This is a genomic window from Sporosarcina pasteurii, from assembly GCF_041295575.1.
In the GTDB taxonomy this organism is placed as follows: domain Bacteria; phylum Bacillota; class Bacilli; order Bacillales_A; family Planococcaceae; genus Sporosarcina; species Sporosarcina pasteurii.
Genome location: NZ_CP160452.1, coordinates 3,260,188 through 3,285,610, shown reverse-complemented (window position 1 = coordinate 3,285,610; position 25,423 = coordinate 3,260,188). Strand labels below are relative to the sequence as shown.

Sequence of the window (25,423 nt, the reverse complement as noted above, 5' to 3'; positions counted from 1 at the left end):
TATAATAGAAGAGTTGAAAGTACTTGAACTTTTATGAAATAGCGATTGATATAGATGAAAGGTAGTGGAATATATGTCCTTAACAGCAGGGATTGTTGGACTTCCGAACGTTGGAAAGTCAACGTTATTTAATGCAATTACAAAGGCGGGCGCGGAGGCGGCGAACTATCCGTTTTGTACGATTGATCCAAACGTAGGTATTGTAGAGGTACCAGACGCAAGACTAGAGAAATTAACTGAACTTGTTACACCGAAAAAAACGGTACCAACTGCTTTTGAATTCACTGATATTGCAGGAATTGTTGAAGGTGCAAGTAAAGGGGAAGGACTTGGGAATAAATTTCTCTCGCATATTCGTGAAGTAGATGCAATTTGTCAAGTCGTTCGTTGTTTTGCCGATGAAAACATTACGCACGTTTCAGGAAACGTAAATCCAATTCATGACATTGAAGTGATTAACTTAGAATTGATTCTTGCAGATATGGAAAGTGTCGATCGTCGTTTAGAGCGTGTCTCTAAAATGGCGAAACAAAAAGATAAAGAGGCAATGGTTGAAGAACCTGTTTTACTAAAACTAAAAGAAGCATTTGAAAATGAACAACCTGCACGTTCTGTAGAGTTGTCTGAAGATGAATATGCACTGATTAAAGGCATGAACTTGCTAACGATTAAACCGATGTTATACGTAGCAAACGTAGATGAAGATAGTATTACAAATACTGATGATAATGAGTACGTGAATGCCGTTCGTGAGTTTGCGAAAACGGATAATGCCGAGGTAATCGTTGTTTGTGCGAAGATTGAAGAAGAAATGGCTGAGTTGGATGACGAGGATAAAGCAATGTTCCTTGAAGAACTTGGGATTCAAGAAGCTGGATTAGATTTACTTATTCGTGCTACTTACTCATTACTCGGCTATGCAACTTACTTTACGGCAGGTGTGCAAGAAGTTCGTGCATGGACATTTAAAAAAGGAATGAAGGCACCGCAATGTGCTGGAATTATTCATACGGATTTTGAGAGAGGATTTATTCGCGCTGAAACAGTTTCATATGATGATTTAGTGGAAGCGGGATCCATGACTGTTGCAAAAGAAGCAGGGAAAGTCCGTCAAGAAGGTAAAGAATACGTTGTTCAAGATGGGGACGTAATCTTATTCCGTTTTAACGTTTAAAATAAAAGGCTATTCAGTAGTTTAACTGGATAGCCTTTTTCTTATTGGTTTGTTTGTAGTTGTTCTATTTTAGGAAGTTCCGCAGGATTGAAGAGGTAAAGTTTCGGCTCTGTTGGATGGTCTTTGATGAGCCAATCATCCGGCAACTTTTTCAACTGTTTATACATACTAAAATCACCAGCCGCACCTCCGATTAATAAAGCAGCTAAAGCGATTAACATAGTACTATCTGTAATGAGTCCGATGACTGCTGGTAAAACGCCCGTCATCCAAAAGGGCAGTAATAGAGATTTTCGAATTTCTTGGTTTGTCATTAACTGGGGTGTTGTGGCATAGGCAATCCCTAACTTTAAGTTAACCCCGACTTTCATATTTCGCCAAGGTACATTTGAAAAGATACGAAATCCGAGCAAATGAAAAAACTCATGTAAGATAATTAAAACAAGATAACTAGCAGAGAATATTATGATATCTAAACTAACAGTAAGCAATGTAAAAGTATAAGAGAACGCCTGATAAATGGCGATTTGTAACACAAACAATATTAAAAAAGAGAATCCGGTTAAATAAAACATTTGCTTAACGATTCTGGACAGGTCTAACTCAACGATATGATTCGGTTTAGGGGATTGTTCCATGGACTCACCTTTCCTTTCTCTTCCTTATTCTACAAGAATGTAGAAAGATTTGCTAAAGGTGAAAATAAGCAAAGTGAATAGGTTGTATCTTAAGGTGTTTTGTGTTAATATAAATTGATGTGAGTAATAGTATTACTTGCTCCTTGCCCGCTGTTATCAGCTGGCCCAAGTCCATAAGGAGGTGACGAAAGATGAGAAAATACGAAATTATGTATGTCGTACAACCAACAATTGAAGAAGAAGCTAGAAAAGCGCTTATCGAGCGTTTTGATGGAATTCTTACAGAAAATGGTGCTGAAATCATCGAATCGAAAGAGTGGGGCAAACGCCGTCTTGCTTACGAAATCAATGACTTCCGCGAAGGTTACTACCAATTAGTAACATTAAACGCTGGAGACCAAGCACTTAATGAATTTAACCGTCTTGCAAATATTAACGAAGACATTATTCGCCACATGGCTATCCGTCTAGACGCGTAAGCCAATAGATAAAACTTTAAAACTAATTGATGAGGGGGTTGAATTCTGATGATTAATCGTGTCGTTTTAGTTGGACGTTTAACTAAGGATCCTGAGCTTAAGTATACACAAGGTGGAATAGCGGTAACACGCTTTACACTTGCTGTTAATAGAACGTTTACGAACCAACAAGGTCAACGTGAAGCAGATTTTGTTAACTGTGTAACTTGGAGAAAACAAGCTGAAAATACAGCGAACTTTTTAAGAAAAGGGAGTCTTGCCGGCATCGAAGGTCGTATTCAGACGAGTAACTTCGAAGGCAAAGACGGTAACCGTGTCTTTATGACGGAAGTTGTAGCAGACAGTGTACAATTCCTTGAACCACGTAACGCAAACGCTGAAAGAGGCGGCGGTGGGTTTGGGGGTTATCAAAACCAAGGTGCCCCATCTCAAGGAGCTCCATCTCAGGGCCCTTACCAACAACAACCTAGTTACCAATCGAATCAACAACCGAATCAGCAAAACTATACAAATATGAACGACGATCCATTTTCAACTAGCGGTGGTCCGATAGAAGTTTCGGATGACGACTTACCGTTTTAAGATGGATAACCATTTAAGTGAAGGGGGTAAAGAATTATGGGACAACGCCGTGGAGGCCGCAGACGCCGTAAAGTTTGTTATTTCAACTCTAACAACATTACACATATCGATTATAAAGATACAGACCTACTTAGAAAGTTCGTTTCTGAGCGTGGAAAAATCTTACCTCGTCGTGTAACTGGTACAAGTGCAAAATATCAGCGTAAGCTAACAGTTGCGATTAAACGTGCACGTATGATGGCACTTCTTCCGTTTAGTTCAGAAGAAAGATAATCAAACACTACAGACGACTTTGATACTGCGAATAGCAGTGATCAGAGTCGTCTTTTTTATATTTAATTTCAATGAGGCAATTAGGGAGTATATTCTCTAATCTAGTCTATACCTGGCATGAAGAAGGATAGTACTCCGTTTTTTGCCATTACCCAAACTTAAAGAATACATGTCCGCCTTTGGTTTCTAAGTAATAATCATGATATAATGAAAGATACAACTTAACTTTATTCAAAGACTGTTTTTCTTATTTAAGCAGCGAACATGTGGAGGTCAAGTACTTATTGTAATTAGTAAGTGCCATGACGAAAACTTCTTTGGTTAATAAGAATATAAATACGTGAATGGAGCGAACTATTGGAGGAAATTTAATGATGCAAGACAATGCAAGGAAAATTACCTATGGAGCAATGATGATAGCCATATTTATTATTATGGTCGCTATCGCAGCTTACGTACCGCTCCTCGGAACAATTATCATGCTTTTTATCCCACTACCAATCATTCTTTATAGATTACGTTACGACCGAGCTGCTTCAATATTTGTAACGATTGCAGGTATCATTCTGTCTCTAATCGGCGGATTATTTTTACTCCCTATCGCTTTCGTGTTTGGTGCGTTGGGGTTCGTGATTGGAGAAACAATTCGCAGCCAAAAGTCAAAACTCTATATATTTATGGCGGCCGGCCTTACATTTTTAATCGCAACGATTATTTTGTATTTAGTATCAGTCATTTTATTTGGCATTAACATGATTGATGAATTAGGTAAAGCTATACAGGAATCTCAAGATCAAGCAATTACCTTTTTACAAGGGATTGGAGATGTACCAGAAGAAATAGTTAAGCAAATGAATGAAACCATTCAATATACATTGATGGCGATTCCTTCAGCTTTCATACTTTCTTCATTTGCTTTTGCACTGATCGTTATTTTGATTAATTTACCAATCGTCAAACGCCTCGGGCATGAGGTACCTAAGTTCCCGCCATTTCGATTAATGAAATTACCCGTTCTAACGGTATGGGTCTATATGATAGTGGTGCTCTTACCAATTTTTATGACAATCGAACAAGGGTCAACATCAGAAATGACTTTTGTAAATGCATCATTTATCTTAAGATTTTTATTTTTAATCCAGGGGATTTCTTTTATTCATCATTTGATGAACGAAAGGAAGTTATCAAAATGGGTGACTGTCCTGTCAACTATTATTGCAATCTTATTTAGTCCACTAACAGTTATTCTCGGAATTCTTGATACCGGAATAAATATACGGGCATGGGTTGGAAAAAACAAATCGAGATAAGGAGATGTCGACCGTGAATACTTTTTTTAGAAAAAGAGCGATTCGTTATCCATTAATAGGATTGTCACTACTCGGCATCATTGCAGCCGTGCTTTTATTCTTAAATAATTTTTGGTTAGGACTTATTTTCTCGACGTTGTTTTTAATAATTGTTGGCGTTACGTGGAAGATCGAAGACGACACATACCATTCCACCGAAAAGCATATAGAAACACTTTCTCACAGGGTTAAAAAAGTTGGTGAAGAAGCGTTACTGGAACTACCTATAGGGATTATTTTGATTAATGACAATCAAGTTGTCGAATGGGCAAATCCTTTTTCAACAAGGACATTCTCGCTAGACTCTCTTATCGGTCAGCACCTGTTTGATATCTCAGAAGAACTACAGACGATTGTTCATAGTGAAAATAGTGAACCGACAATTATAAAGGTCGAAGAAGCGTCTTATGAAGTTTTTTATAATAAAGAAGAAAAATTGATTTACTTGTATAATGTCACTGAAAGAGTGGCAATTGAAAATTTGTATGAAGCAGATAAAACTGTACTAGGAATCATTCTTGTCGATAATTACGATGAATTATCTCAAGCGATGGATGACCAAAAGAGAAGTCAATTGAACTCTCTAGTAACGTCTCTCGTTAGTAAATGGGGAAAAGAAAACGGTATTTATGTAAAAAGAATTGATTCGGATCGATTTTTAGCCGTCTTTAATGAAGTTGCCTTAGCAAGGATAGAAAGTGCAAGGTTTTCAATCCTTGACGATATTCGGGAAGCGACGGCTGAACATAGTACAGGTTTAACATTGAGTATTGGTGTAGGTGCTGGTTCACCTTCTATAATCGACTTAGGCGAGCTGGCACAGTCGAGTCTGGACTTAGTTTTAGGACGCGGTGGAGATCAGGTTGCGATAAAACAACTTGATGGAAAAGTGAAGTTTTACGGTGGGAAAACGAATCCAGCGGAAAAAAGAACGCGCGTCCGTGCACGTGTCATTTCTCATGCGTTACGAGATTTGATAAGGGATAGCGATAAGGTATTTGTCATGGGCCATAAAATGCCTGATATGGATGCGATAGGCGCTTCTATCGGCGTGCGGAAAATGGCACGAATGAATGATATCGATGGGTATGTAATCGTTAATTATAATGAACTTGACGGCAGTGTAACGAAACTAATGGAAGAAATACGAGAAGACGATGAATTGTATGAACAGTTTATTGAACCGGAAGTAGCATTGGGAATGATGACTGAACAATCCTTAGTCATTGTCGTAGATACACATAAACCAAGCTTAGTCATAGATGAAAGAATTGTCGATAAGGCAGAAAAGATTGTTGTCATTGACCATCATCGCCGCGGAGAAGAGTTTATAGATAATACAATGCTTGTTTATATGGAGCCATATGCTTCATCAACGGCAGAACTTGTAACAGAGTTATTAGAATACCAACCTAAAACTGAGAAACTAACAATGCTTGAATCTACAGCATTGCTAGCAGGAATTATTGTTGATACAAAAAGCTTTACACTTAGAACAGGTTCAAGAACTTTTGAAGCAGCGTCTTTTCTGAGGACCAATCGAGCGGATACAGTACTTGTCCAACGTCTCTTAAAAGAAGATATTCATACGTATATTGAACGTGCAAAACTAATTGAAACAGTAGAAGTAATGGAAAATGGCTTTGCGATTGCAAAAGGTAATAATAATATTGCTTATGGTTCAGTTCTAATTGCACAAACGGCTGATATCTTATTGACAATGGAAGGTGTGACAGCCTCTTTTGTTGTGGCACCTCGCGCAGATGGTAAAATAGGAATTAGCGCACGCTCTTTAGGAGAGTTAAATGTACAAGTCATTATGGAAGAACTGGGTGGCGGTGGTCATTTGACGAATGCCGCTTGTCAGTTAGAGATTGACTCTGTAGAGGAAGCTGTTGAACGTTTAAAAGAAGTAGTAAATGAAAACAAAGAAAGGGGAATGTAACAATGAAAGTAATTTTCTTAAAAGATGTAAAAGGCCAAGGTGCAAAAGGAGACGTTAAAACAGTACCAGTAGGCTATGCACAAAACTATTTATTAAAAAATAAATTAGCAATTGAAGCAACACCGGGGAATTTAAGCAAATTAAAAGGTCAACAAAAGAGAGCAGAGAAAGATGCAGCTGCTGAACTGGCAGAAGCAAAAGCATTAAAAGAGAAAGTAGAAAAAATTACTGTAGAAATGAAAGCTAAGTCCGGTGAAGGTGGAAGACTATTTGGTTCTATTACTACAAAACAAATTGCCGACACACTTTCTAAAAATGAAGGAATTAAGGTAGACCGTCGCCGTATGGAATTGCCAGAACCAATTCGTTCACTAGGTTATACAAATATTCCTATAAAACTTCACCCTGACGTGACAGCAACTTTAAAAGTACATGTGATTGAAGAGTAATGGGGAGCGAGTACAATGAATGAGATGATCGATCGCGTCCCACCGCATAATAATGAAGCAGAACAATCGGTCATCGGAGCAGTATTCCTTGAACCACAAGCCTTAATTACTGCTGCAGAAGTTCTAATTCCAGAAGATTTCTATCGCATCGCACACCAGAAAATTTTTGGTACGATGCTTTCTTTAAGTGATAAAGGACAACCGATTGACGTCGTAACGGTGACAGAAGAACTCACGGCCAAAAAGGAATTGGAAGATGTAGGTGGAATTTCTTACTTAACTGAAATTGCAAATTCTGTTCCAACAGCAGCAAATATTATGCACTACGCGAAGATTGTCGAAGAGAAATCTTTGTTACGTCGATTAATACGCGTAGCAACACAAATTGTTGAAGATGGATTTACGAGAGAAGATGAGGTTGAGGCCCTTCTTTCCGAAGCTGAAAAAAATATGATGGAAGTGTCCAACAGAAAAAATGCTGGGGACTTTAAACATATTAAAGACGTTCTCGTCCAAACGTATGACAATATTGAGCAATTGCATAATCAACAAGGTGAGGTAACCGGGATTCCTACTGGCTTTACCGATTTAGATAAGATTACTGCTGGTTTCCAACGAAATGACTTAATCATTGTTGCGGCACGTCCATCAGTAGGTAAGACTGCTTTCGCATTGAACGTTGCACAAAACGTTGCGACAAAAACACCGGAAAATGTTGCGATCTTCAGTTTGGAGATGGGCGCAGACCAATTGGTAAGTCGTATGCTTTGTGCAGAAGGAAATATTGACGCTCAAGTATTACGGACAGGTGCATTACAAGCCGAAGATTGGCGTAAATTGACGATGGCCATGGGGAGTTTATCAAATGCAGGGATTTTCATTGATGATTCTTCTGGCATAAGAGTGAACGAAATTCGTTCAAAATGTCGTCGTCTTCAACAAGAGCATGGCCTTGGCATGGTAATAATAGACTATTTGCAGCTTATCCAGGGAAGCGGTAGAACAGGAGAAAACCGCCAACAGGAAGTTTCTGAAATATCGCGTTCACTGAAGGGATTGGCAAGAGAATTAAAAATTCCTGTAATCGCGCTTTCACAGCTATCTCGTGGCGTTGAGCAACGTCAAGATAAGCGGCCGATGATGTCTGACTTGCGTGAGTCAGGAAGTATTGAGCAAGATGCCGACATCGTTTCGTTTTTATACCGTGAAGACTATTACGACAAGGAAACAGAAAATGAAAATATGATAGAAATTATTATCGCAAAGCAACGTAACGGTCCAACAGGAACAGTCACATTGGCGTTTGCGAAAGAATATAACAAGTTCGTCAACGTAGATTGGAGTCAACATGTAGCTCCTGAATTTTAGTAAAGTGATGAACAGGACATTGTAATCGTTATTGATTAATAGAAAACAACGAGAGAATCCAGAAAAAGTATGTTCAACGATAATCATTTGAACTTACTATTTGATTTGGATCATCTCGTTGTTTTTTTGTTGTTCATGCTAGTAATTAATAATAGTAAAGAAGCTTAACACGTCACATCGCAATAAAAATGGTTTTTTATGTAAATATATTTAAATAATTGGATGTTATTATACAAATTCATTACAAAGGGCCATAATTCTACAATTTTTGTAGAAGATATGTTAACTTGTAGGAGGTGTAAAAATTTGCTTATATAGAGAAATAGAAAATAAGTTATAAAGCTTTCATTGTTTAATTTACTAAAGACTGCTAGTTGCAGGGGATAGTGAAAGAGATAGAAGGGGAATATTAAATGTTGTTAAATAAAAATAAACGAGTAGGAAAAGTTAATCGCTCGTTTAAAATAAAGAGATTTACCCAACTACAAAAGATATTTTTTATCAGTATATTATTGTTCAGTCTTCAATTCGAATCTGTTCTTGTAAAAGCGAAAGAACAAGATGACTTTCAAACCATTTACCATATCTATTCAAATGACGAGTACATTGGTCTATTATCCGATAAGAATAAATTAGAACAATTAAAAGAGAACATCATTGAAGAACGCAATTTGCAATTTGAAGACTTTACACTGATGATAGGAAATAATTTATCTATCATTCCAGAAAGAGTATTTAGTGCGAATATAAATGATGAAAGTATTTTAGAAACATTGGAAAATACGCTAACGGTTGAAACAGAAGCAGTGGGCATACAAGTTGATGATCAGGTAGCGTTCTACGTCAAAGATGAAGCGAGTTATGAGTCGGTTATACGAAAACTTAAATTACAAACTGTCAATGAACAAGAACTAGACGAATACGAGACTTCCAACGAGTCTAATTCATCTTTACCCCCATTAAAAGAAAATGAAACACGTATTGTGGATATTATTTTAAGTAGTGAGTTACAGCCGGTTTCAGAAACAGTCGCGCCGGATGAAGTATTGACAGTCAAAGAGGCTCTTAAACTTTTGAATAAAGGTACTTTAGAAGAAAAGAAGTACACCGTGCAATCTGGTGATGTATTAGGAAAAATTGCGAGTAAGCATGACATGTCAGTACAAAAGCTACTAGAAATAAACGAAGATTTAAGGGAAGACTCCGTCATTCGGGTTGGTGATGAACTTAACGTCACTTATACAGAACCCTACGTGGAAGTTGAAGTACATTATGAAGCGAAAAATAAATTGAAAATACCTTATGATAAAGTAACGAAGAAAGATGACTCCCTTTACAAAGGAGACAATAAAGTAACTCAACAAGGTAAGGATGGAGAAAAAGTCGTTACCGAACTGATTCGTAAGAAAAATGGACAAGTAATTGGGAAGTCAGTAACAGAAGAAGAAATCATCTCAGAACCTGTAGAAGAAGTTATAGTTCGTGGAACAAAAGTAATTCCTTCAAGAGGAACTGGGACTTTCAAATGGCCAGCAGTTGGCGGTTATGTTTCTAGTAAAATGGGTATGCGTTGGGGACGTATGCATAACGGCATCGACATTGCACGACCATCTAATCGATCGATTTTAGCGGCTGACAATGGAGTGGTTGTTTCAACTGGTTTTGACGGTTCGTACGGAAACAAAGTCGTCATCGACCATAAAAATGGTTATCGTACATTATACGCACATCTAGCATCAATCGATGTAAAACCTGGACAAACCGTTACAGCAGGATCTAAGATTGGTGTAATGGGTACAACTGGACGGTCAACAGGTATTCACTTACATTTTGAAGTAACTAAAAATGGAACACGAATTGATCCATTAACTGTATTGAGATAATTATAGAGAAACGAAAGACGGCATCTATCTTGCCGTCTTTTTATTATATAAGCAGTTTAATAGTTGGAACAAATATATTGTGCAGTATTAACAGACCTACATGATTTGGATCAAGTTTATAAAGCAAAATCCATATGTCGAACGTTGTCAGTGTATAGCGCTCGGGAAATATTCCCCAGGAAATATTACAAGTGCTAGCAAAAACTAGAACGTGCCAAACCTCAAAAATAATGATAGAGTAAAAAGAACAGATAGAGTGTTGCCAGTCAGGCAAGAAAGGAACGATAAATAGACATGCAAGACAAAACAATACTTGTTGTAGATGATGAAAAACCAATTGCTGATATATTAGAATTTAATTTAAAAAAAGAAGGATTTACCGTTCACACTGCATATGACGGAGAGGAAGCACTAAAAAAAGTAGAGGAAGTCACACCGGACTTAATGCTTTTAGATATTATGTTACCTAAACGTGATGGGATGGAAGTGTGTCGGGAAGTAAGGAAAAAATATGATTTCCCCATCATCATGTTAACGGCAAAAGACTCTGAAATTGACAAAGTGTTAGGCCTAGAATTAGGTGCCGATGACTACGTCACGAAACCATTTGGTACACGCGAGCTCATTGCACGGGTGAAAGCAAATTTACGAAGACATATGAAAGTTTCAGCGGAAGAAGAAAAAGAAGAATCTAATCATTTACAAGTCGGACAATTGATTATTCAACCCGATGCATACATTGTGCAAAAGCGTGGAGAAACGATTGAACTGACGCATCGTGAATTTGAGTTGATTCATTATCTTGCGAAACATATCGGGCAAGTGATGACGAGAGAGCATTTGCTTCAAACAGTTTGGGGATATGACTATTTTGGAGATGTCCGAACAGTAGACGTAACCATTCGGAGACTTAGAGAAAAGATTGAAGATACGCCAAGTCATCCAACATGGATTGTAACGAGACGTGGTGTAGGCTACTATTTACGTGACCCAGAGCAGGAGTAACTCATATGCAAAAGGTTGGAATCTATCGCTCGATACACGTTAAATTTGTACTGATCTATGTGTTACTAATCTTAATTGCGATGCAAATTATTGGCCTTTATTTCGTCAGGGAACTTGAAAGCACATTAAAAACGAATTTTACAACTTCAGTTGCAGATAGAATGAGCCTCGTTGAATTTAGTGTTCGTGAAGAAATGTTAAAAGAACGGTCCGAGGATGATCCGACTTTGGAAGAAAGCTTACGGAACGTTCTTTCAAGCTTTGATTCACAAGATATTAATGAAATCCGAGTGATTAATTCACATTCGCGTATACTTGCTACAAATGTATTGGATAATAAGTCGATGATTGGTCAACGTTCGTTAGATGATGTCGTAAAACGAACCATTACTTCAGGAATGCCGAGTGAAAATAATATCTACTTCGATAAGAGTACAGGCCACCGAATCATGGTTCGAGTTACACCGATAAAAAACGGTGATGAAGTGATTGGCGCAATTTTTCTCGATGCAAATATTGAGAAAATGTTTAAACAAATGGATGAAATTAATCAAATTCTTGCAGGCGGGACGGCAGTATCCTTAACGATTACTGTTATATTAGGGATTTTTATCGCACAAACAATGACGAGACCAATTTCTGATATGAGACGACAAGCACAGGAAATGGCAAAAGGGAATTTTTCAAGAAAAGTTCGAGTCTATGGTGATGATGAAATTGGTCAACTTGCGGTTGCCTTTAACCATTTAACAGGACGGCTACAGGAATCACAAGAATCTACAGAAGGCGAACGAAGGAAACTTACGTCAGTACTTGAAAATATGACGGATGGCGTAATTTCTACAGATCGAAAAGGGCGTGTTGTGCTTATTAACGAACCCGCTCTCCATATGCTCGGGATTTACAGTGAATCACACGTATTAAATCGTCCAATTTCTTCTGTACTTGGGTTAGAGGAAGAGTATACGTTTGAAGATCTAGCGCAGCAAAAAGAATCATTAGCGTTAGATTTTAGTACACGTGAAAAACCGTATATTTTACGGGCAAGCTTTTCGATTACACAAAGAGAAACTGGCTTTGTGAATGGCCTGATTGTTGTACTACACGATAATACTGAACAAGAAAAGATTGATATGGAACGACGAGAGTTCGTTTCTAACGTTTCGCATGAATTACGAACCCCTTTAACGACAATGCGCAGTTATTTAGAAGCACTTGCGGATGGAGCGTGGAAAAATGAAGAAATTGCACCATCATTTTTGCATGTGACACAAACTGAAACTGAACGCATGATTCGTCTCGTTGAAGATCTATTAAAACTATCGAGAATGGATAGCCAAGATTATGATTTGAATAAAGAGTGGGTTGAGTTTAACCAATTCTTTAATTTTATTATTGATCGTTTTGAATTATCAAAGTCCCAAAACGTAAATTTTAGACGTCTATTACCGCAAACTGATCTTTTTGTTGAAATAGATACAGATAAGATGACACAAGTAATCGATAATATTATTTCGAATGCGTTAAAATACTCTCCTGACGGTGGAGATATTTACTTTGAAATCTCAGTTCTTGAAAAGTATTTTAAAGTGATGATTACAGATGAAGGTATGGGGATATCGCCTAAAAATGTTAAACGTATTTTCGATAGGTTTTACCGCGCGGATCGTGCTCGTTCACGGGCAATGGGCGGGACGGGGTTGGGACTAGCCATATCAAGAGAAATGATTGCAGCACACGGTGGAGAGATATGGGCTGAAAGTGAAGAAGGAAAAGGCACGACAATTTACTTTACTTTACCATTTGAATTACAAGAAGGCGGTGAGTGGGAGTGAGATATATTGAAGCAATTAAAACATTTACACTCATCTTGCTAATCGGTTTAAGTATCGTGTTAACTTTACTAATTTGGAATTCCTCTCCATATGAAACGGTCGTTAAACGAGCAACTGTAGACATCTCGATTGCAGAAGAGCCAGAGAAAAAAGATGTCAGCTCCATTATTAAACCTTATCAAATTGTATTTAATTTTGAAGAGGGACTTAAAGGAACGATAGATTCTGAAGAAATCGATCATATTGTAAATACTTTTAAAAAGTGGCGCATCTCCAATCCACTATTAGAAGATAAAAACTTTGAAGAAGAGAAATTAAGTGATTTCATGAGAGGGAAAAATCGTTTTACGCTATATTTCCCAGATGATGTTCCATTACCTGTATATGACAGTTTGTTAAATGTGGAAAATCCAAACGTACCTGAAATTGGATTCGATCTAATCGTTGTAGAATGGGATTCTACTAATACAACAATTGATATGAATTTTATTAGTAGAAAAAATAAATTACGGTACAAATCGACTGCGAAAGTATTTGAACTGCAAGTATTTCAACGGGAAGTACTAAATTTCGGACGATCATTTGATGAGTATGCCGATGTAAATCCAGAAGGAAAAAAGTTTATCGCTGTACCTGCTAAGCCCGTACAACTTCTTGAAAATACGTATTTTCAAAATGAAAAAGACGAGATTAGCCCAACCCGTTTTAGAAGTGCATTATTTAGTGATCCAAATGCAGTGAGAAGAAAAGAAGTGAGTGCACACCGAGAAGACTTTCAAGACAACCATGCGTTAATGAGTGTCGACACAGAAAAAAAACAATTACAATATGTTCATCCGGTTGTGGAGAGTAGACAACTTGCAATCCCATCTGAACTATTAGAAGACACAATCGACTTTATTAATGAACATGGCGGATGGACCGATGATTACCGGTTTAGCAGTATGAACTTTAGAACACGTTACGTGAAATTTAAACTTTATGTGCGTGGTTTGCCAGTTCTTGGAGGAAACACATTAACAGAAATTGAGCAAGTATGGGGAGACGAAACAATTTATCAATATAAACGTCCCTATTATACACTCGGTGAAACATTGCCTTCAGAAATGGAAACAGTTACTTTACCGTCGGGCATTGACATTGCAGAGCAATTAAGAAGTGCTGAAGATATTAATTTTAATATGATAGACGAAATTGTACCTGCGTATTATATGCATCAAGACGTTGATTTGGATATTTTTGTACTCACACCATCATGGTACTATCTAAGAAATGGCAAATGGATTCGCTTTTCATCTGAACGGCCAGGGGGTGAAAAGATTGGATTGGAATAAAACAAAGACGATGTTTATCGTTGTTTTTGCGATATTAAATGTATTCCTATATTCTCTTTATCTAAATCAGTACAATGAAGCACAAAACGTACGAGTTTTGGGTGAAACGTCTATTGAAGAATCGTTGAATCACGACAATATTTCTTACGGACCATTACCAGAATATCCTGAGGAAATGTCTTATGTTTCGGCAGACACCGCCCCCTTTTCTAAAAGTGAATTAAGTAAATATAAAAATCAAGAATTCGTTATTTCAGAAGAAACAATTTTATATGCAACATTGGAAGAGCCTTATATGATTAAAAATGCACGAGGAGACTACCAATTTACGGATTTTCTAACGAATTATGTTCCATACGGGGAAGAATATCTTTTATGGGAAGTTGTCGAGGAAAATCAATTCGCTCTCTTTTTTCAAAAGGTCGAAGAGTATCCAATCTACTTCAACTATAATGCAATGCTTATTGTTTACTGGGATGAAAAAGGAAATATTACACATTATGAGCAACAACGGTTTGGAGAATTTGATAGTTTTAATAAGAAAAAAGATATTCTTTCACCGCGGGATGTCATTAATACACTATATTCAAGAGACTATTTAAAAAAGGACTCATCCGTAACGAGTATATCTTTAGGGTATTCCACTTTAATTACATTGACGCAAACGCAAGTGTTTGCGCCAACGTGGCGGGTTCGTGTAGAATTAAAGGATGGGGAATTTGAAGATCATTTCGTCAATGCAATTGAAGGAAAGATGGTTGAATTTCAACAAGAACGTAATGAAAACGTAGTAGAATAAGGAGTTTGAGGTATGCGCTTTAGTGTACTCGCAAGTGGCAGTAGCGGAAATGCTATTTTTATAGAAAATGATGAACATCAATTTCTTGTTGACGCTGGTTTAAGTGGTAAGAAATTAGAAAGTCTTTTTTCAAAAATCGATCGTTCCATGGACAACTTAGACGGGATTTTGGTTACACATGAACATAGCGACCATATTAAAGGATTAGGTGTTGTGGCAAGAAGATATAATGTCCCAATATACGCTAATGAAAAGACGTGGAAAGCGATGGACGGTTTAATCGGTAACGTTCCACTTGACCAACGTTTCCAGTTCGATATGGAAACAGTGAAATCATTTGGCGGTTTAGATATTGAATCATTTGCTGTTTCACATGACGCTGCAGATCCGATGTTTTATACATTCCACCAAAATGACCGAAAACTCGCCATTATTACAGATACTGGCTATGTGAGTGATCGGATGAAAGGGATCATTCGTGGTGCCGACGCTTTTGTTTTTGAAAGTAATCATGACGTGGGCATGTTACAAATGGGGCGTTACCCTTGGTCAATCAAACGTAGAATTTTAAGTGATGTTGGACACGTATCCAATGAAGATGCAGCTGTCGCAATGAGTGAGGTTGTTTTTGAAAAAGAGACGAGAATTTATTTATCTCATTTAAGTAAAGATAATAATATGAAAGATCTTGCAAGAATGAGTGTAACGCAAACGTTAGAGACGTGCGGCATTATTGCAGGAGAATATGTCCATTTATATGATACAGATGCGGAGGAACCGACAGAACTTGTTACGGTTTAAAGGTCATAGATTAAGTCGCATTACGTCGATAAGCACACATGAATCGGACAATTGATAGGCAACCGATGCCATAAGAACGTGTGTGTCGAATAAAAAACCTTACTTCGCAAAGCTGTGCCATAGCTAATTCGCAAGTAAGGTTTTTTATTACGTTAATTTAACATAGAACAGGGTAAAATAGAGGGAAGAAAGGATGAAGCAAATGGATGAATTAAAACCAATGCCTCGAAAGCGAAAACCAAATCATACAGGTGCTTTTTTAACCGGAATCATCGGAGTCATAATCGGTGCATTATTGGTCTGGATTTTAACGCCTACAGATAAACTACCGCAAAACAATTCTGTATTAAATAGCGATAAGCAGCCTTCGCAACAAGAACAAGTCAACTTTGATATTCATACGGATATAACAGACATTGTTGACCAGGTTGCGAATACAGTCGTTGGCGTGACGAACTTACAAACTGTAAGAGATATATGGTCATCTGACGAAATGACGAGAGAAACGGGGACTGGTTCAGGCGTCATTTACAAAAAAGAAAATGGAAAAGCTTATATTGTATCCAATCATCACGTCGTAGAGGATGCGGAAATGCTTGAAATTACGTTCGATGACGGAACAAAAACGGAAGGGCGTCTCGTCGGAAGTGATATGTGGACAGATTTAGCTGTAATTGAAATTGATGATGAGTCGGTTGAAAATGTCGCTGCTTTTGGCGATTCGGATTTATTGAAACGTGGTGAAACGGTCATTGCAATTGGAAATCCACTTGGACTTGGATTTTCAGGGTCCGTTACAGTAGGTGTGGTATCTGGGAAAGACCGTTCTATTCCGATTGACTTTAATCATGATGGGCGAGTAGATTGGCACGCGGATGTTCTTCAAACAGATGCCGCTATTAATCCAGGTAACTCGGGAGGTGCATTGATTAATCTTGCGGGCGAATTAATCGGAATAAACTCAATGAAAATCTCTCAAGAAACAGTTGAAGGAATTGGACTTGCGATTCCAATTAACTTAGCCGCACCGATTATTGATAAACTGGAAAGATACGGAGAAGTATTACGGCCAACAATGGGTGTAACGCTTATCGATTTATCCAGCATTCCAGCACAACAACAGATTGTTTTAAACTTACCAAATGACGTAAAAGAAGGCGTAGTTGTCAATGAAATTATGCCAAACTCGCCAGCGGATGTCGCAGGAGTTAAACGTTATGATGTTGTCGTTGAAATGGATGGAGAAAAAATTACGGATATGATAACGTTAAGAAAGCATTTATATAATGAAAAAGAAGTCGGCGATACGATGACAATGAAAGTTTACCGTGAAGGAAAATTAGTCGAAATCAACATGACTTTGGAAGACGGCACAACGTTCTAAAAGTCGACAAAGAAAAACTTATCAACAGATGGGCGGAATAGCAAAAGCTGTAGCTATTCTGCCTATTTTATTGTTTGTTTATTGTGGATTGTGGACAATTATTAGAAAATGTGAATAACTCTGTGTAGCGTAAAATTTATAAAGGAGGATAAAAAAGTGAAATTATATAGCTGTGAAACCCATATAGATCAAGTGCTAGAGGAGATTATCCAAAAAGAGGAAAGGTTTCCTATGATGAAGTATTTAGAAGATGGAGAAAAGTTATCCACAACTTGTTCACAGTGTAAAAAGCAGGCTTTGTATCTTGTGGCGAACGAATAATCGGGCACAACATGTAGATAAGTATTGTGGATATGTGTATAAAATTTGTTTATAATGACGAAAAAAGGGTGGATAAGTTGTGAACATTACAATTGTAACGGTTGGAAAAATTAAAGATAAGTATTTAAAAATGGGACTTGCTGAATTTGAAAAACGCTTGAAACCATATGCAAAAATGAATGTAGTTGAAGTGGCAGATGAAAAAGCACCGGAATCATTAAGTCAAGCTGATATGGAAATCGTGAAAGAAAAAGAAGCTCAGCGTATTTTGGCGAAAATCGGGGCGGATGCACATGTCATCGCACTTGCGATTGAAGGGAAGATGAAAACATCAGAACAACTTGCTGCAGACATAGAATCGTTGATGACGTATGGAAAAAGTAAAATATGTTTTGTCATTGGCGGCTCTCTAGGGTTACATGAATCCGTTTATAAACGGGCCAATGAGCTTTTGTCATTTTCCAAAATGACATTTCCGCATCAGTTGATGAAATTAATATTGATGGAGCAAGTGTATCGCGCTTTTAAAATAATGAAGAATGAACCGTACCATAAATAGAGGTAAATAAAATTAATTTTGATTTCCAAAACATGACGAAAGTGCTCTATAAAGAGGAAGTTCGAAAGGAAAAAAGCTAACAAAAAGTTAAAGAGCATTTTCTTTACTTTTTGTTAGCTTCGTGGCTAAGGGGCGTCTTATTTCACTTTCCGTGTCTTTATTTTAGCGTATAAGAGTAAAATTAGTAAAAGGATTGTTTGTCCAAGAAAAGCTATCGCATCCCAAAAAGCAGATGGGGTTGTAGACCGGAATAAGTTAGAAAAGACTTGTGAATAAGCATAATAAGTCTGTGGGAGAAAGTAAAAAATAATTAAGCTAAACGTTAACAGAATCCCAACGATATAAAATACGCTATACAAACGAACAATCTTTTGCTCTCCATCAAATACTTCAGTGTCACTAGAATCACTTCTTAAAAATGGCAACCATCTGCTTAAATACTGCTTGCCGCTTTCCATTAAGTTATAACAACCTGTTATATTTTCCACGAAATAATAGACATCTGTTTTCATATAAAAACAGCATTGGTACAAGGTTTTTATGAAAATATCTAAAACGATGATTCCCAAGATACCGATTAATATAGTAGTCGCTTCTGGATAGAGAAGTTGTATCGATAATGCGATTAAGACAAAAATTTGTTCAAAAGACATGCCGGCAAAATATAGGATATTTCTTTGTCTTGGTGCCAGCTTCCAAGCTGCAGTTAAGTCGGTTTCAAAAACGACAAAGATTAGCCTGTTTCCAATACCCAATTTAGCAGGTAAATCATAGGATCGGATCGCCAAAATATGACCGAATTCATGAATGATGATCATTACGAGGGAAATAAGCATGTAGGTGATGATATTGAGCATCATCGAATCAAATAAAAATATATCTTGATAATGAGGGAATAGTCCTGGGTTCCATACGATAAGTGAAACACTGATCAAAAATAAAATGAGATAAACCTTATTTGTCATCCCATTGAAAAAGAAACGTCCAACAGAAGAGGGAATCCATGTAAATCCATCTAAAGCTTGCGTTTCTCTTTTTTGAGTCATTTTTTCTCCGTCTACCTCTTTAACAAGACCTAATTCGATGAGCTGTTCCCCAAATTCAATCATGTCTACTGTTTCATCCGGATATTTTTCCTGCAACTCTCTTTCGATGTCACCTAATGTATGTCCTTCATTGATGCTATCTATCGCATCAATACAAATCTTTGGCATTTCAAAAAAATCACCGGAAACTGGTTCTTCTACGATATAATTCTTCTGATCTTTTCGAATGGATAAAGGGTATAAGGTGAATTTTGATTGTAACGTTAAATCCAAATCTAGCACCACCGCTCTTTAAAAATGAAAATAGGATGCTATAATTATAGCATCCTACTTGTAGTGTTACTTAGCCTTTTGGAAATAAGATACACCACCAGCATGTTACTTTAACTTTCTTAAGTTTACGGATATTCATGTTTACTTCCCTCCTTTGCTTAATGATCCTTATAATAATGTTTAGAGATTGTCATCCAATCTGGATACACTTGTTTAAAAGTTTCCACCAATGCAGGGTCGAACTGGGATCCGCTTCCATCGATGATTCGTTTATAAGCTTCTTCAAAAGGAAGCGCTGGTCGATAAGACCTTGTGGAAGTCATCGCATCGAAAGCATCTGCAATTGCTGTAATTCTAGCAACAAGAGGGATTTCTTCTCCTGCAAGCCCATCTGGATAACCCTTGCCATCCCATCTTTCATGGTGATGATAAACGACAGCAATATTATCAGCAATCCCCTCGACATCTTCAATGGCCTTAGCGCCTACAACCGGGTGCATTTTAACAATTTCATATTCTTCATCTACTAGTTTACCAGACTTTGTTAAAATAGTGTCAGGAATATTCACTTTACCGATGTCATGTAATAAACATGCATAATAAAAATGATTTAATTCGGATTCTTTTACTTTACCTGTCGCTTTTGCAAGACTCATTGCATATTCGGCGACTCGTTCACTGTGGCCGCGCGTATAAGGGTCTTTTAATTCTAATGTCGCAATAACCCCTTTTACAATTCCCTCCAATTGCTCATCATATGAGTTTTTTAGCGCCTTCACATAAATTAAGATGCGTTGGAGAAGGATATAGGCGAGTATAGCCAATACGATGTTAAGAATAACAGGAAATAATATGACAGGATCTTGTATGAATAGCCCTACCAATATGTATTTTAAGATTAATCCCCATGTAACGAGATGAAAAAATCGTTTATTAATAAAAATGGGAGAAAACAGTATAAGAACTATCTCCACTAGGTTACCGCTAGTATAGGAATCTGTACTGCCAAAATAATAATAAATATCGGTTACTAGGTTAGTAACTAAAAAAGTAATGACGATAATATATTTTACTTTCTCAGGGTTTCCCTTTTTAAAGAAATAGATTGTAACAGGGATAAGACAGGTGATAATAAAATGTTTAATGAAACTTAGAATATACCATACCGCATCGGGTTCAGTATCTGCTAGCCATGGTACTAAAGGAAACAGATTATAATAAACAATCTCATATAAAAAAAATACAATATAAAATAACCACATGAATAAAATGGTAGCTCTTTTTTCTTCTTGTAATAAAGATGTATTCATCATTTTTCAACCCCACTAAGCGTAAATGGCTTGTCTGGAAGCATCTCAGCTATAAGATGGTGTAGTTGTAACTGTCTCATAATAAACTAACTTCCTTCGTAATAGATTTTACTTTATACATTCTTTTATCGGAGATTGATAATAAATCTGAAATGTTTTGCCCATCATCTGGGTAGATGGAATGGCCGATAGATACTGTGACCTCATGTTTTTTAGATTCTCCGTAATTATTTAAATCAGTTTTAATTGTATCATTAATTTGATAGGTTAGATTTTCAAGAGAAGTATCATCTTTATCAATGACGAATAAAAGAAACTCATCTCCACCCCACCTAACTAGGATGTCCTCTTTCCGAGTGTTTTCTACAATTATCCTGCATAATCCCTTTAAAATAAAATCACCATAACTATGGCCGTATGTATCGTTGATTAATTTAAAATTATCGATATCGATATTTAAAATGCCTATTCTTTCATGTCGGCGGTTAGCTATTTTAAAATACCTCTCCAAATGCATATATGCATATCTGCGATTATACACGCCGGTTAAGGGGTCATGATAGGATAGGTACCTATACTTGTCATACCACCCACCGATAAACCATGAAAAGCTGAATTCAATTAATGTGAAAATAGTAAATGGGATGATTTGTACATTCCCAATCACTAAATATACACACGCACTCACTAATGATATAAATAATAAAATAAATCTTCCCCGATACTTCATAAATTCTCCTTTGCGCGATCAAATCGTTCATATCATATGACATAAACTGGACCGCGTTCCTGATATAGTATACTTTTTTTCGGTCATTTAGGCAATGTGAGGCACGAGATGCGGTGTGGTGAATCTGCTCATAATTCAGCAAATGAACTCTTGCTGTTCTCCAAATTAATAAGTCTCGTCTTAGAGGACCCTAAATTTAGTCTGTTCTCATAATTTCTCACGTCTGAGACAAGCTATATAAAAAGAGAAAGGTGATTGAATGGATAATCATTATAAGTTAGGTAGTTCACGTTATGAATAAACCCTTCATGCCACGTCTAGTTTATTTTGAGCCAAATGCACTTGAATATCCGCTTGGTAAAGAACTGAAGGAAAAGTTCGATAAGTTGGGGATTGAAACGCGATTTACGACTTCACATAATCAAGTTAGAAATTTACCGGGTGATACAGACGCTCAGAAGTATCGAATTGCCAAAACCACCTTAGTCGTAGGTATTCGCAAAACATTAAAATTCGATACGTCCAAGCCTTCAGCCGAATATGCAATTCCTCTTGCAACAGGGTGTATGGGGCATTGTCATTATTGTTATTTACAAACAACGATGGGCAGTAAACCATATGTAAGAACTTACGTAAACGTGGATGAAATTTTAAATGCAGCAGATCAATATATCGAAGAACGTGCACCTGAGATTACCCGTTTTGAAGCTGCTTGTACATCTGATATTGTCGGAATTGACCATTTGACACATTCATTAAAAAGAACAATTGAACATATCGGCCAAACAGAATTAGGTAGGCTGCGATTTGTGACGAAATTCCATTTTGTCGACCATTTACTGGACGCCAAGCATAATGGCAATACCCGTTTCAGATTTAGTGTAAATGCTGATTACGTCATTAAAAATTTTGAACCCGGTACTTCTCCTTTGAATAAAAGAATCGAGGCTGCGGGAAAAGTTGCAAGAGCCGGTTACCCACTAGGCTTTATCGTTGCCCCCATTTATCTTCATGAAGGCTGGGAAGAAGGATACCGACACTTGTTTGAACGTCTTGACGAAGAGTTACCCCAAGATGCAAGAGATGATATTACATTTGAATTCATACAGCATCGATTTACAAAGCCTGCGAAAAGAGTAATTGAAAAGAACTATCCGAAGACAAAATTAGAGTTAGATGAAGAAAAAAGACGCTATAAATGGGGAAAGTACGGAATTGGTAAATATATTTACCAAAAGGACGAAGAGGATGAAATAAAGTCTCATCTATACGGTTATATGGAAAAATATTTTCCAAATGCGAAGTTGGAGTATTTCACTTGATTAAAAATGTATTAAAAAGCAGTTTTGGTAAAAGATATGTAAGAACCAATACAATTTTAAAATATTGATTCGATTACTGACTAACGAAGGAGGAGTGAATGTTATGAGTGGACTTTCACGGTTTGCGCTAGCACTAGTTATCATAGGTGCGCTTAACTGGGGTTTGATTGGCTTTTTCCAGTTTGATTTAGTTGCATCGTTATTTGGCGGTCAAGATGCATTTTTGTCAAGGGTGGTTTATGGACTTGTCGGATTAAGTGCCCTAGTATGTCTAGGATTATTATTTAAACGAGATGAAGAAACTGATACGGTTTCCGAGCGACGACGTGTCGGTAATCCTAATTTAGGTACGGAATTCGGACAGGAGCCGGATTTTGAGAAAAAGCGAGATGCTGAATCAAAAAAGAAAAACCGTCGCATGTAGATTAATTGCAAGCAAAAAAACAGCTGCCTGATTCAGGCGGCTGTTTTTTTGCTTGATGACCACTATGGAGTCTGGCCCTTCGTCTCATGGATCGAAAAACAACATTGGTACAAAATTTTAAAAACGACTTTACAACATTCGATTTTGGAAATTGTAGTTGTATCGCAGCGCGCTTGAAAAATATGTCGAACGAATCACCTTCCTATTAACTTACTATTTCGATATGATAGATTTTAAAGTGTTGAAAAGGAGTGGTGAGGATGTTAAAAGCTCTTTCAAGAACGAGTTTGACGATTGCGCTTGCCGCGGGCGTTGCGTTGGCTGGAATTCAACATACTGAAGCACCTGTAAAGGAAAGTAGTGAACGTCATTTAAGTTTAGCAAGTTATGTAGGAGCTTCACCGGAATTAGTAGAAAAGGCAAAAGAATCAGGGGTAGATGTTGCAAAAGTAGATCCAGCTGAGAAAATTGCCAAGCATGGTGCAAAGTTCCAACAAGCTGGTAATCATCATGTTGCATACAAAGAGGCTTCAGGAGATGTACCGATTCTCGTATTATTGGCGAAGTATAAGGATGGTGATGAGCCTCTAGGAGACATGGAAGGACAAGTACCAGCTAAATATTATGAGGATTTAATTTTTGGGACAGAATATAACCCTTATGAACTGGAACAATTTAAACAATATGACGGACCAGACGTACCGAAAGACCGTACGATGCAAAATGTTTATAAGGAATCTAGTAACGGTAAAATTAATCTTGTTCGTAAAGAAGACACAGAATTCGTATGGGTCGAGATGCCAAAAGGGGCTTCGTATTATTTAGACCAAAAAGGGACCTATGCAGAAAATGGTAACTATGTTTTTGGGAATGTGAACGGAGATGCGCATACGGGTGAATTCGTCCGAGATCTTTTACAAGCTGCAGATGAGCAAATTGATTTCTCGGAGTACGCTGAAAACGGGGAGGTTCCAAACATTTTCATTATCCATGAAGGAACTGGCGCAGAATTTAGTCGGGATCCGGCACAATTTTGGTCTCATAAATGGAATATCTTGAGTGCTTTGTATTACGGTAAATACTATGAAACTGGTATCACTGCAGATGCATATGAGAGATTGACTCAATCGGAATGGGTTAATAAAACTATTGTAGAAGATATGACATATGATGGGGTCATCGTGAATAACTATACGATTCAGCCGGGTATTGGTGGAAACGTTGCGGGATATGACCTTGTAACTGACGGGTATGATGAGTCGTTAAAAGAAGGACCGTTTCCAACTCAAACAGGCGTGTATGCGCATGAGTTTGGACATGCTTTAGGTTTGCCAGACTTCTATGACACTGATTATACATCTGAAGGTACAGGAAACTATTCGATTATGTCAGGTGGTTCTTGGATGCGTTATCCGGATGCTCCAGCATATTCAGGAAACTCACCAACACACTTTGATCCATTTTCTAAAATGTTTTTAGGGTGGGTTGAACCAATCGAGGTGACGCCAGAAGATGGAGTACAGGAGATTACATTACCTTCTATTGATCAAGCAGATGCTGACAACGGTATCGTTAAGATGGAAGTGCCTGGTGCAAACGGCACGGAATACTTCTTATTTGAAAACGTACAACAAAGCGGGTTTAACAAAGGGCTTATCCGTCAAGGCGAGGATGCAAACGGATTAGTAGCGTGGCATGTTGATGAAAATATTATTGAACTATATCAATCTGCAGGCTTCCGCCCTAATAATGTTGAGAACTCGAAAAACAAGCGATTCCAACATGATCAAGCAGTAACAGCAAATGACGGTACTGTTGTAACGCACTATGGGCTATCTGTTCTTCAAGCAGATGGAAAATATGAACTTGAAAAAGGTGTTAACCGTGGAGATGCTGGAGATTTCTTTAAGACAGGCGATGAGCTAACACCTGTTTCAAAGAATGTTCACACTGGTTCATACTATTTCTGGAAAGGCCACGGCTCAACGCCGGCGGATTCAGGCATTCATGTAACAGATATCGTTGAAAATGAAGATGGGTCCATCACAGCTAAGTTTTATTACAGTACGAATCAAGGAAAAAATAAGTGAGAATAGTGACAAACCCTGAGAATCGCTGTTAGAGGCTCAGGGACTTTGTC

General features: G+C 37.5%; 24 protein-coding genes. 20 read left to right on the top strand and 4 right to left on the bottom strand.

From position 1 onward, the window contains the following. Positions 1-73 precede the first annotated feature (73 nt). Positions 74-1,174 carry a redox-regulated ATPase YchF gene (gene ychF / locus AB1H92_RS16005; protein ID WP_115363928.1) on the top strand — a complete coding sequence of 367 codons (1,101 nt, stop codon included), beginning with the start codon at positions 74-76 and terminating at the stop codon, positions 1,172-1,174. Positions 1,175-1,215: 41 nt separating this feature from the next. On the opposite strand, the gene AB1H92_RS16000 is transcribed toward ychF, so the two are convergent. Further along, positions 1,216-1,812, bottom strand: coding sequence for a DUF3267 domain-containing protein (locus tag AB1H92_RS16000; RefSeq protein ID WP_115363926.1), 597 nt, complete (start codon positions 1,810-1,812; stop codon positions 1,216-1,218). A 191-nt stretch (positions 1,813-2,003) separates the two neighbouring features. On the opposite strand from AB1H92_RS16000, the gene rpsF reads away from it, so the two are divergent. From rpsF to rlmH, 16 genes are all read left to right on the top strand, one after another. Then, positions 2,004-2,291 (top strand): 30S ribosomal protein S6, encoded by a 288-nt coding sequence (gene rpsF, locus AB1H92_RS15995; protein ID WP_075526469.1) that lies wholly within the window; start codon positions 2,004-2,006, stop codon positions 2,289-2,291. 48 nt (positions 2,292-2,339) lie between these two features. After that, positions 2,340-2,873 (top strand): single-stranded DNA-binding protein, encoded by a 534-nt coding sequence (ssb, locus tag AB1H92_RS15990; RefSeq protein WP_115363924.1) that lies wholly within the window; start codon positions 2,340-2,342, stop codon positions 2,871-2,873. Positions 2,874-2,906: 33 nt separating this feature from the next. Continuing rightward, the gene (gene rpsR, locus AB1H92_RS15985) at positions 2,907-3,146 is read left to right on the top strand and encodes a 30S ribosomal protein S18 (protein ID WP_172481085.1); all 240 of its coding nucleotides are present in this window, start codon (positions 2,907-2,909) and stop codon (positions 3,144-3,146) included. 371 nt (positions 3,147-3,517) lie between these two features. Further along, positions 3,518-4,456, top strand: a complete 939-nt coding sequence (locus AB1H92_RS15980) for a YybS family protein (protein ID WP_166739565.1) — start codon at positions 3,518-3,520, stop codon at positions 4,454-4,456. A gap of 13 nt (positions 4,457-4,469) precedes the next feature. Then, positions 4,470-6,440, top strand: a complete 1,971-nt coding sequence (locus AB1H92_RS15975; RefSeq protein ID WP_166739566.1) for a DHH family phosphoesterase — start codon at positions 4,470-4,472, stop codon at positions 6,438-6,440. Between the two features lie 2 nt (positions 6,441-6,442). Then, the gene (gene rplI / locus AB1H92_RS15970; protein ID WP_115363917.1) at positions 6,443-6,889 is read left to right on the top strand and encodes a 50S ribosomal protein L9; all 447 of its coding nucleotides are present in this window, start codon (positions 6,443-6,445) and stop codon (positions 6,887-6,889) included. A 15-nt stretch (positions 6,890-6,904) separates the two neighbouring features. After that, complete coding sequence (dnaB, locus tag AB1H92_RS15965; protein ID WP_115363915.1) at positions 6,905-8,257, top strand: replicative DNA helicase; 1,353 nt, start codon at positions 6,905-6,907, stop codon at positions 8,255-8,257. A gap of 413 nt (positions 8,258-8,670) precedes the next feature. Further along, positions 8,671-10,140: a peptidoglycan DD-metalloendopeptidase family protein gene (locus AB1H92_RS15960; protein ID WP_115363913.1), complete on the top strand. Its 1,470-nt coding sequence runs from the start codon at positions 8,671-8,673 to the stop codon at positions 10,138-10,140. Between the two features lie 294 nt (positions 10,141-10,434). Then, positions 10,435-11,145, top strand: a complete 711-nt coding sequence (gene yycF / locus AB1H92_RS15955) for a response regulator YycF (protein ID WP_115363911.1) — start codon at positions 10,435-10,437, stop codon at positions 11,143-11,145. Between the two features lie 5 nt (positions 11,146-11,150). Beyond that, positions 11,151-12,980: a cell wall metabolism sensor histidine kinase WalK gene (walK, locus tag AB1H92_RS15950; RefSeq protein WP_115363909.1), complete on the top strand. Its 1,830-nt coding sequence runs from the start codon at positions 11,151-11,153 to the stop codon at positions 12,978-12,980. Then, positions 12,977-14,314, top strand: coding sequence for a YycH family regulatory protein (locus AB1H92_RS15945; protein WP_166739567.1), 1,338 nt, complete (start codon positions 12,977-12,979; stop codon positions 14,312-14,314). The genes walK and AB1H92_RS15945 overlap by 4 nt, the downstream gene beginning before the upstream one ends. Further along, positions 14,301-15,113, top strand: a complete 813-nt coding sequence (locus AB1H92_RS15940; RefSeq protein ID WP_115363904.1) for a two-component system regulatory protein YycI — start codon at positions 14,301-14,303, stop codon at positions 15,111-15,113. Before AB1H92_RS15945 ends, AB1H92_RS15940 begins: the two co-directional genes overlap by 14 nt. A 12-nt stretch (positions 15,114-15,125) precedes the next feature. Further along, positions 15,126-15,914, top strand: a complete 789-nt coding sequence (locus tag AB1H92_RS15935; protein WP_115363902.1) for an MBL fold metallo-hydrolase — start codon at positions 15,126-15,128, stop codon at positions 15,912-15,914. Positions 15,915-16,116: 202 nt separating this feature from the next. Continuing rightward, on the top strand, positions 16,117-17,298 hold the full coding sequence (locus AB1H92_RS15930; protein ID WP_243835630.1) for a S1C family serine protease: 1,182 nt from the start codon (positions 16,117-16,119) through the stop codon (positions 17,296-17,298). Between the two features lie 156 nt (positions 17,299-17,454). Continuing rightward, positions 17,455-17,619: a CxxH/CxxC protein gene (locus AB1H92_RS15925; protein WP_115363898.1), complete on the top strand. Its 165-nt coding sequence runs from the start codon at positions 17,455-17,457 to the stop codon at positions 17,617-17,619. Positions 17,620-17,698: 79 nt separating this feature from the next. Continuing rightward, positions 17,699-18,178: a 23S rRNA (pseudouridine(1915)-N(3))-methyltransferase RlmH gene (gene rlmH, locus AB1H92_RS15920; RefSeq protein WP_075526483.1), complete on the top strand. Its 480-nt coding sequence runs from the start codon at positions 17,699-17,701 to the stop codon at positions 18,176-18,178. A gap of 137 nt (positions 18,179-18,315) precedes the next feature. On the opposite strand, the gene AB1H92_RS15915 is transcribed toward rlmH, so the two are convergent. From AB1H92_RS15915 to AB1H92_RS15905, 3 genes are all read right to left on the bottom strand, one after another. Then, positions 18,316-19,497, bottom strand: a complete 1,182-nt coding sequence (locus tag AB1H92_RS15915) for a peptidase (protein ID WP_115363895.1) — start codon at positions 19,495-19,497, stop codon at positions 18,316-18,318. A gap of 158 nt (positions 19,498-19,655) precedes the next feature. After that, positions 19,656-20,810, bottom strand: a complete 1,155-nt coding sequence (locus AB1H92_RS15910) for an HD-GYP domain-containing protein (protein WP_115363893.1) — start codon at positions 20,808-20,810, stop codon at positions 19,656-19,658. Between the two features lie 73 nt (positions 20,811-20,883). After that, entirely contained in the window at positions 20,884-21,537 is a 654-nt protein-coding gene (locus AB1H92_RS15905) for a GGDEF domain-containing protein (RefSeq protein ID WP_115363891.1), read from the bottom strand. 293 nt (positions 21,538-21,830) lie between these two features. On the opposite strand from AB1H92_RS15905, the gene splB reads away from it, so the two are divergent. From splB to AB1H92_RS15890, 3 genes are all read left to right on the top strand, one after another. Further along, positions 21,831-22,859, top strand: a complete 1,029-nt coding sequence (splB, locus tag AB1H92_RS15900; RefSeq protein ID WP_115363889.1) for a spore photoproduct lyase — start codon at positions 21,831-21,833, stop codon at positions 22,857-22,859. A gap of 103 nt (positions 22,860-22,962) precedes the next feature. Further along, positions 22,963-23,283, top strand: coding sequence for a DUF378 domain-containing protein (locus AB1H92_RS15895; protein ID WP_115363887.1), 321 nt, complete (start codon positions 22,963-22,965; stop codon positions 23,281-23,283). A 260-nt stretch (positions 23,284-23,543) separates the two neighbouring features. Continuing rightward, a complete protein-coding gene (locus AB1H92_RS15890; protein WP_115363885.1) occupies positions 23,544-25,373 on the top strand; it encodes a M6 family metalloprotease domain-containing protein in 1,830 nt (609 codons plus the stop codon). Positions 25,374-25,423 lie beyond the last annotated feature (50 nt).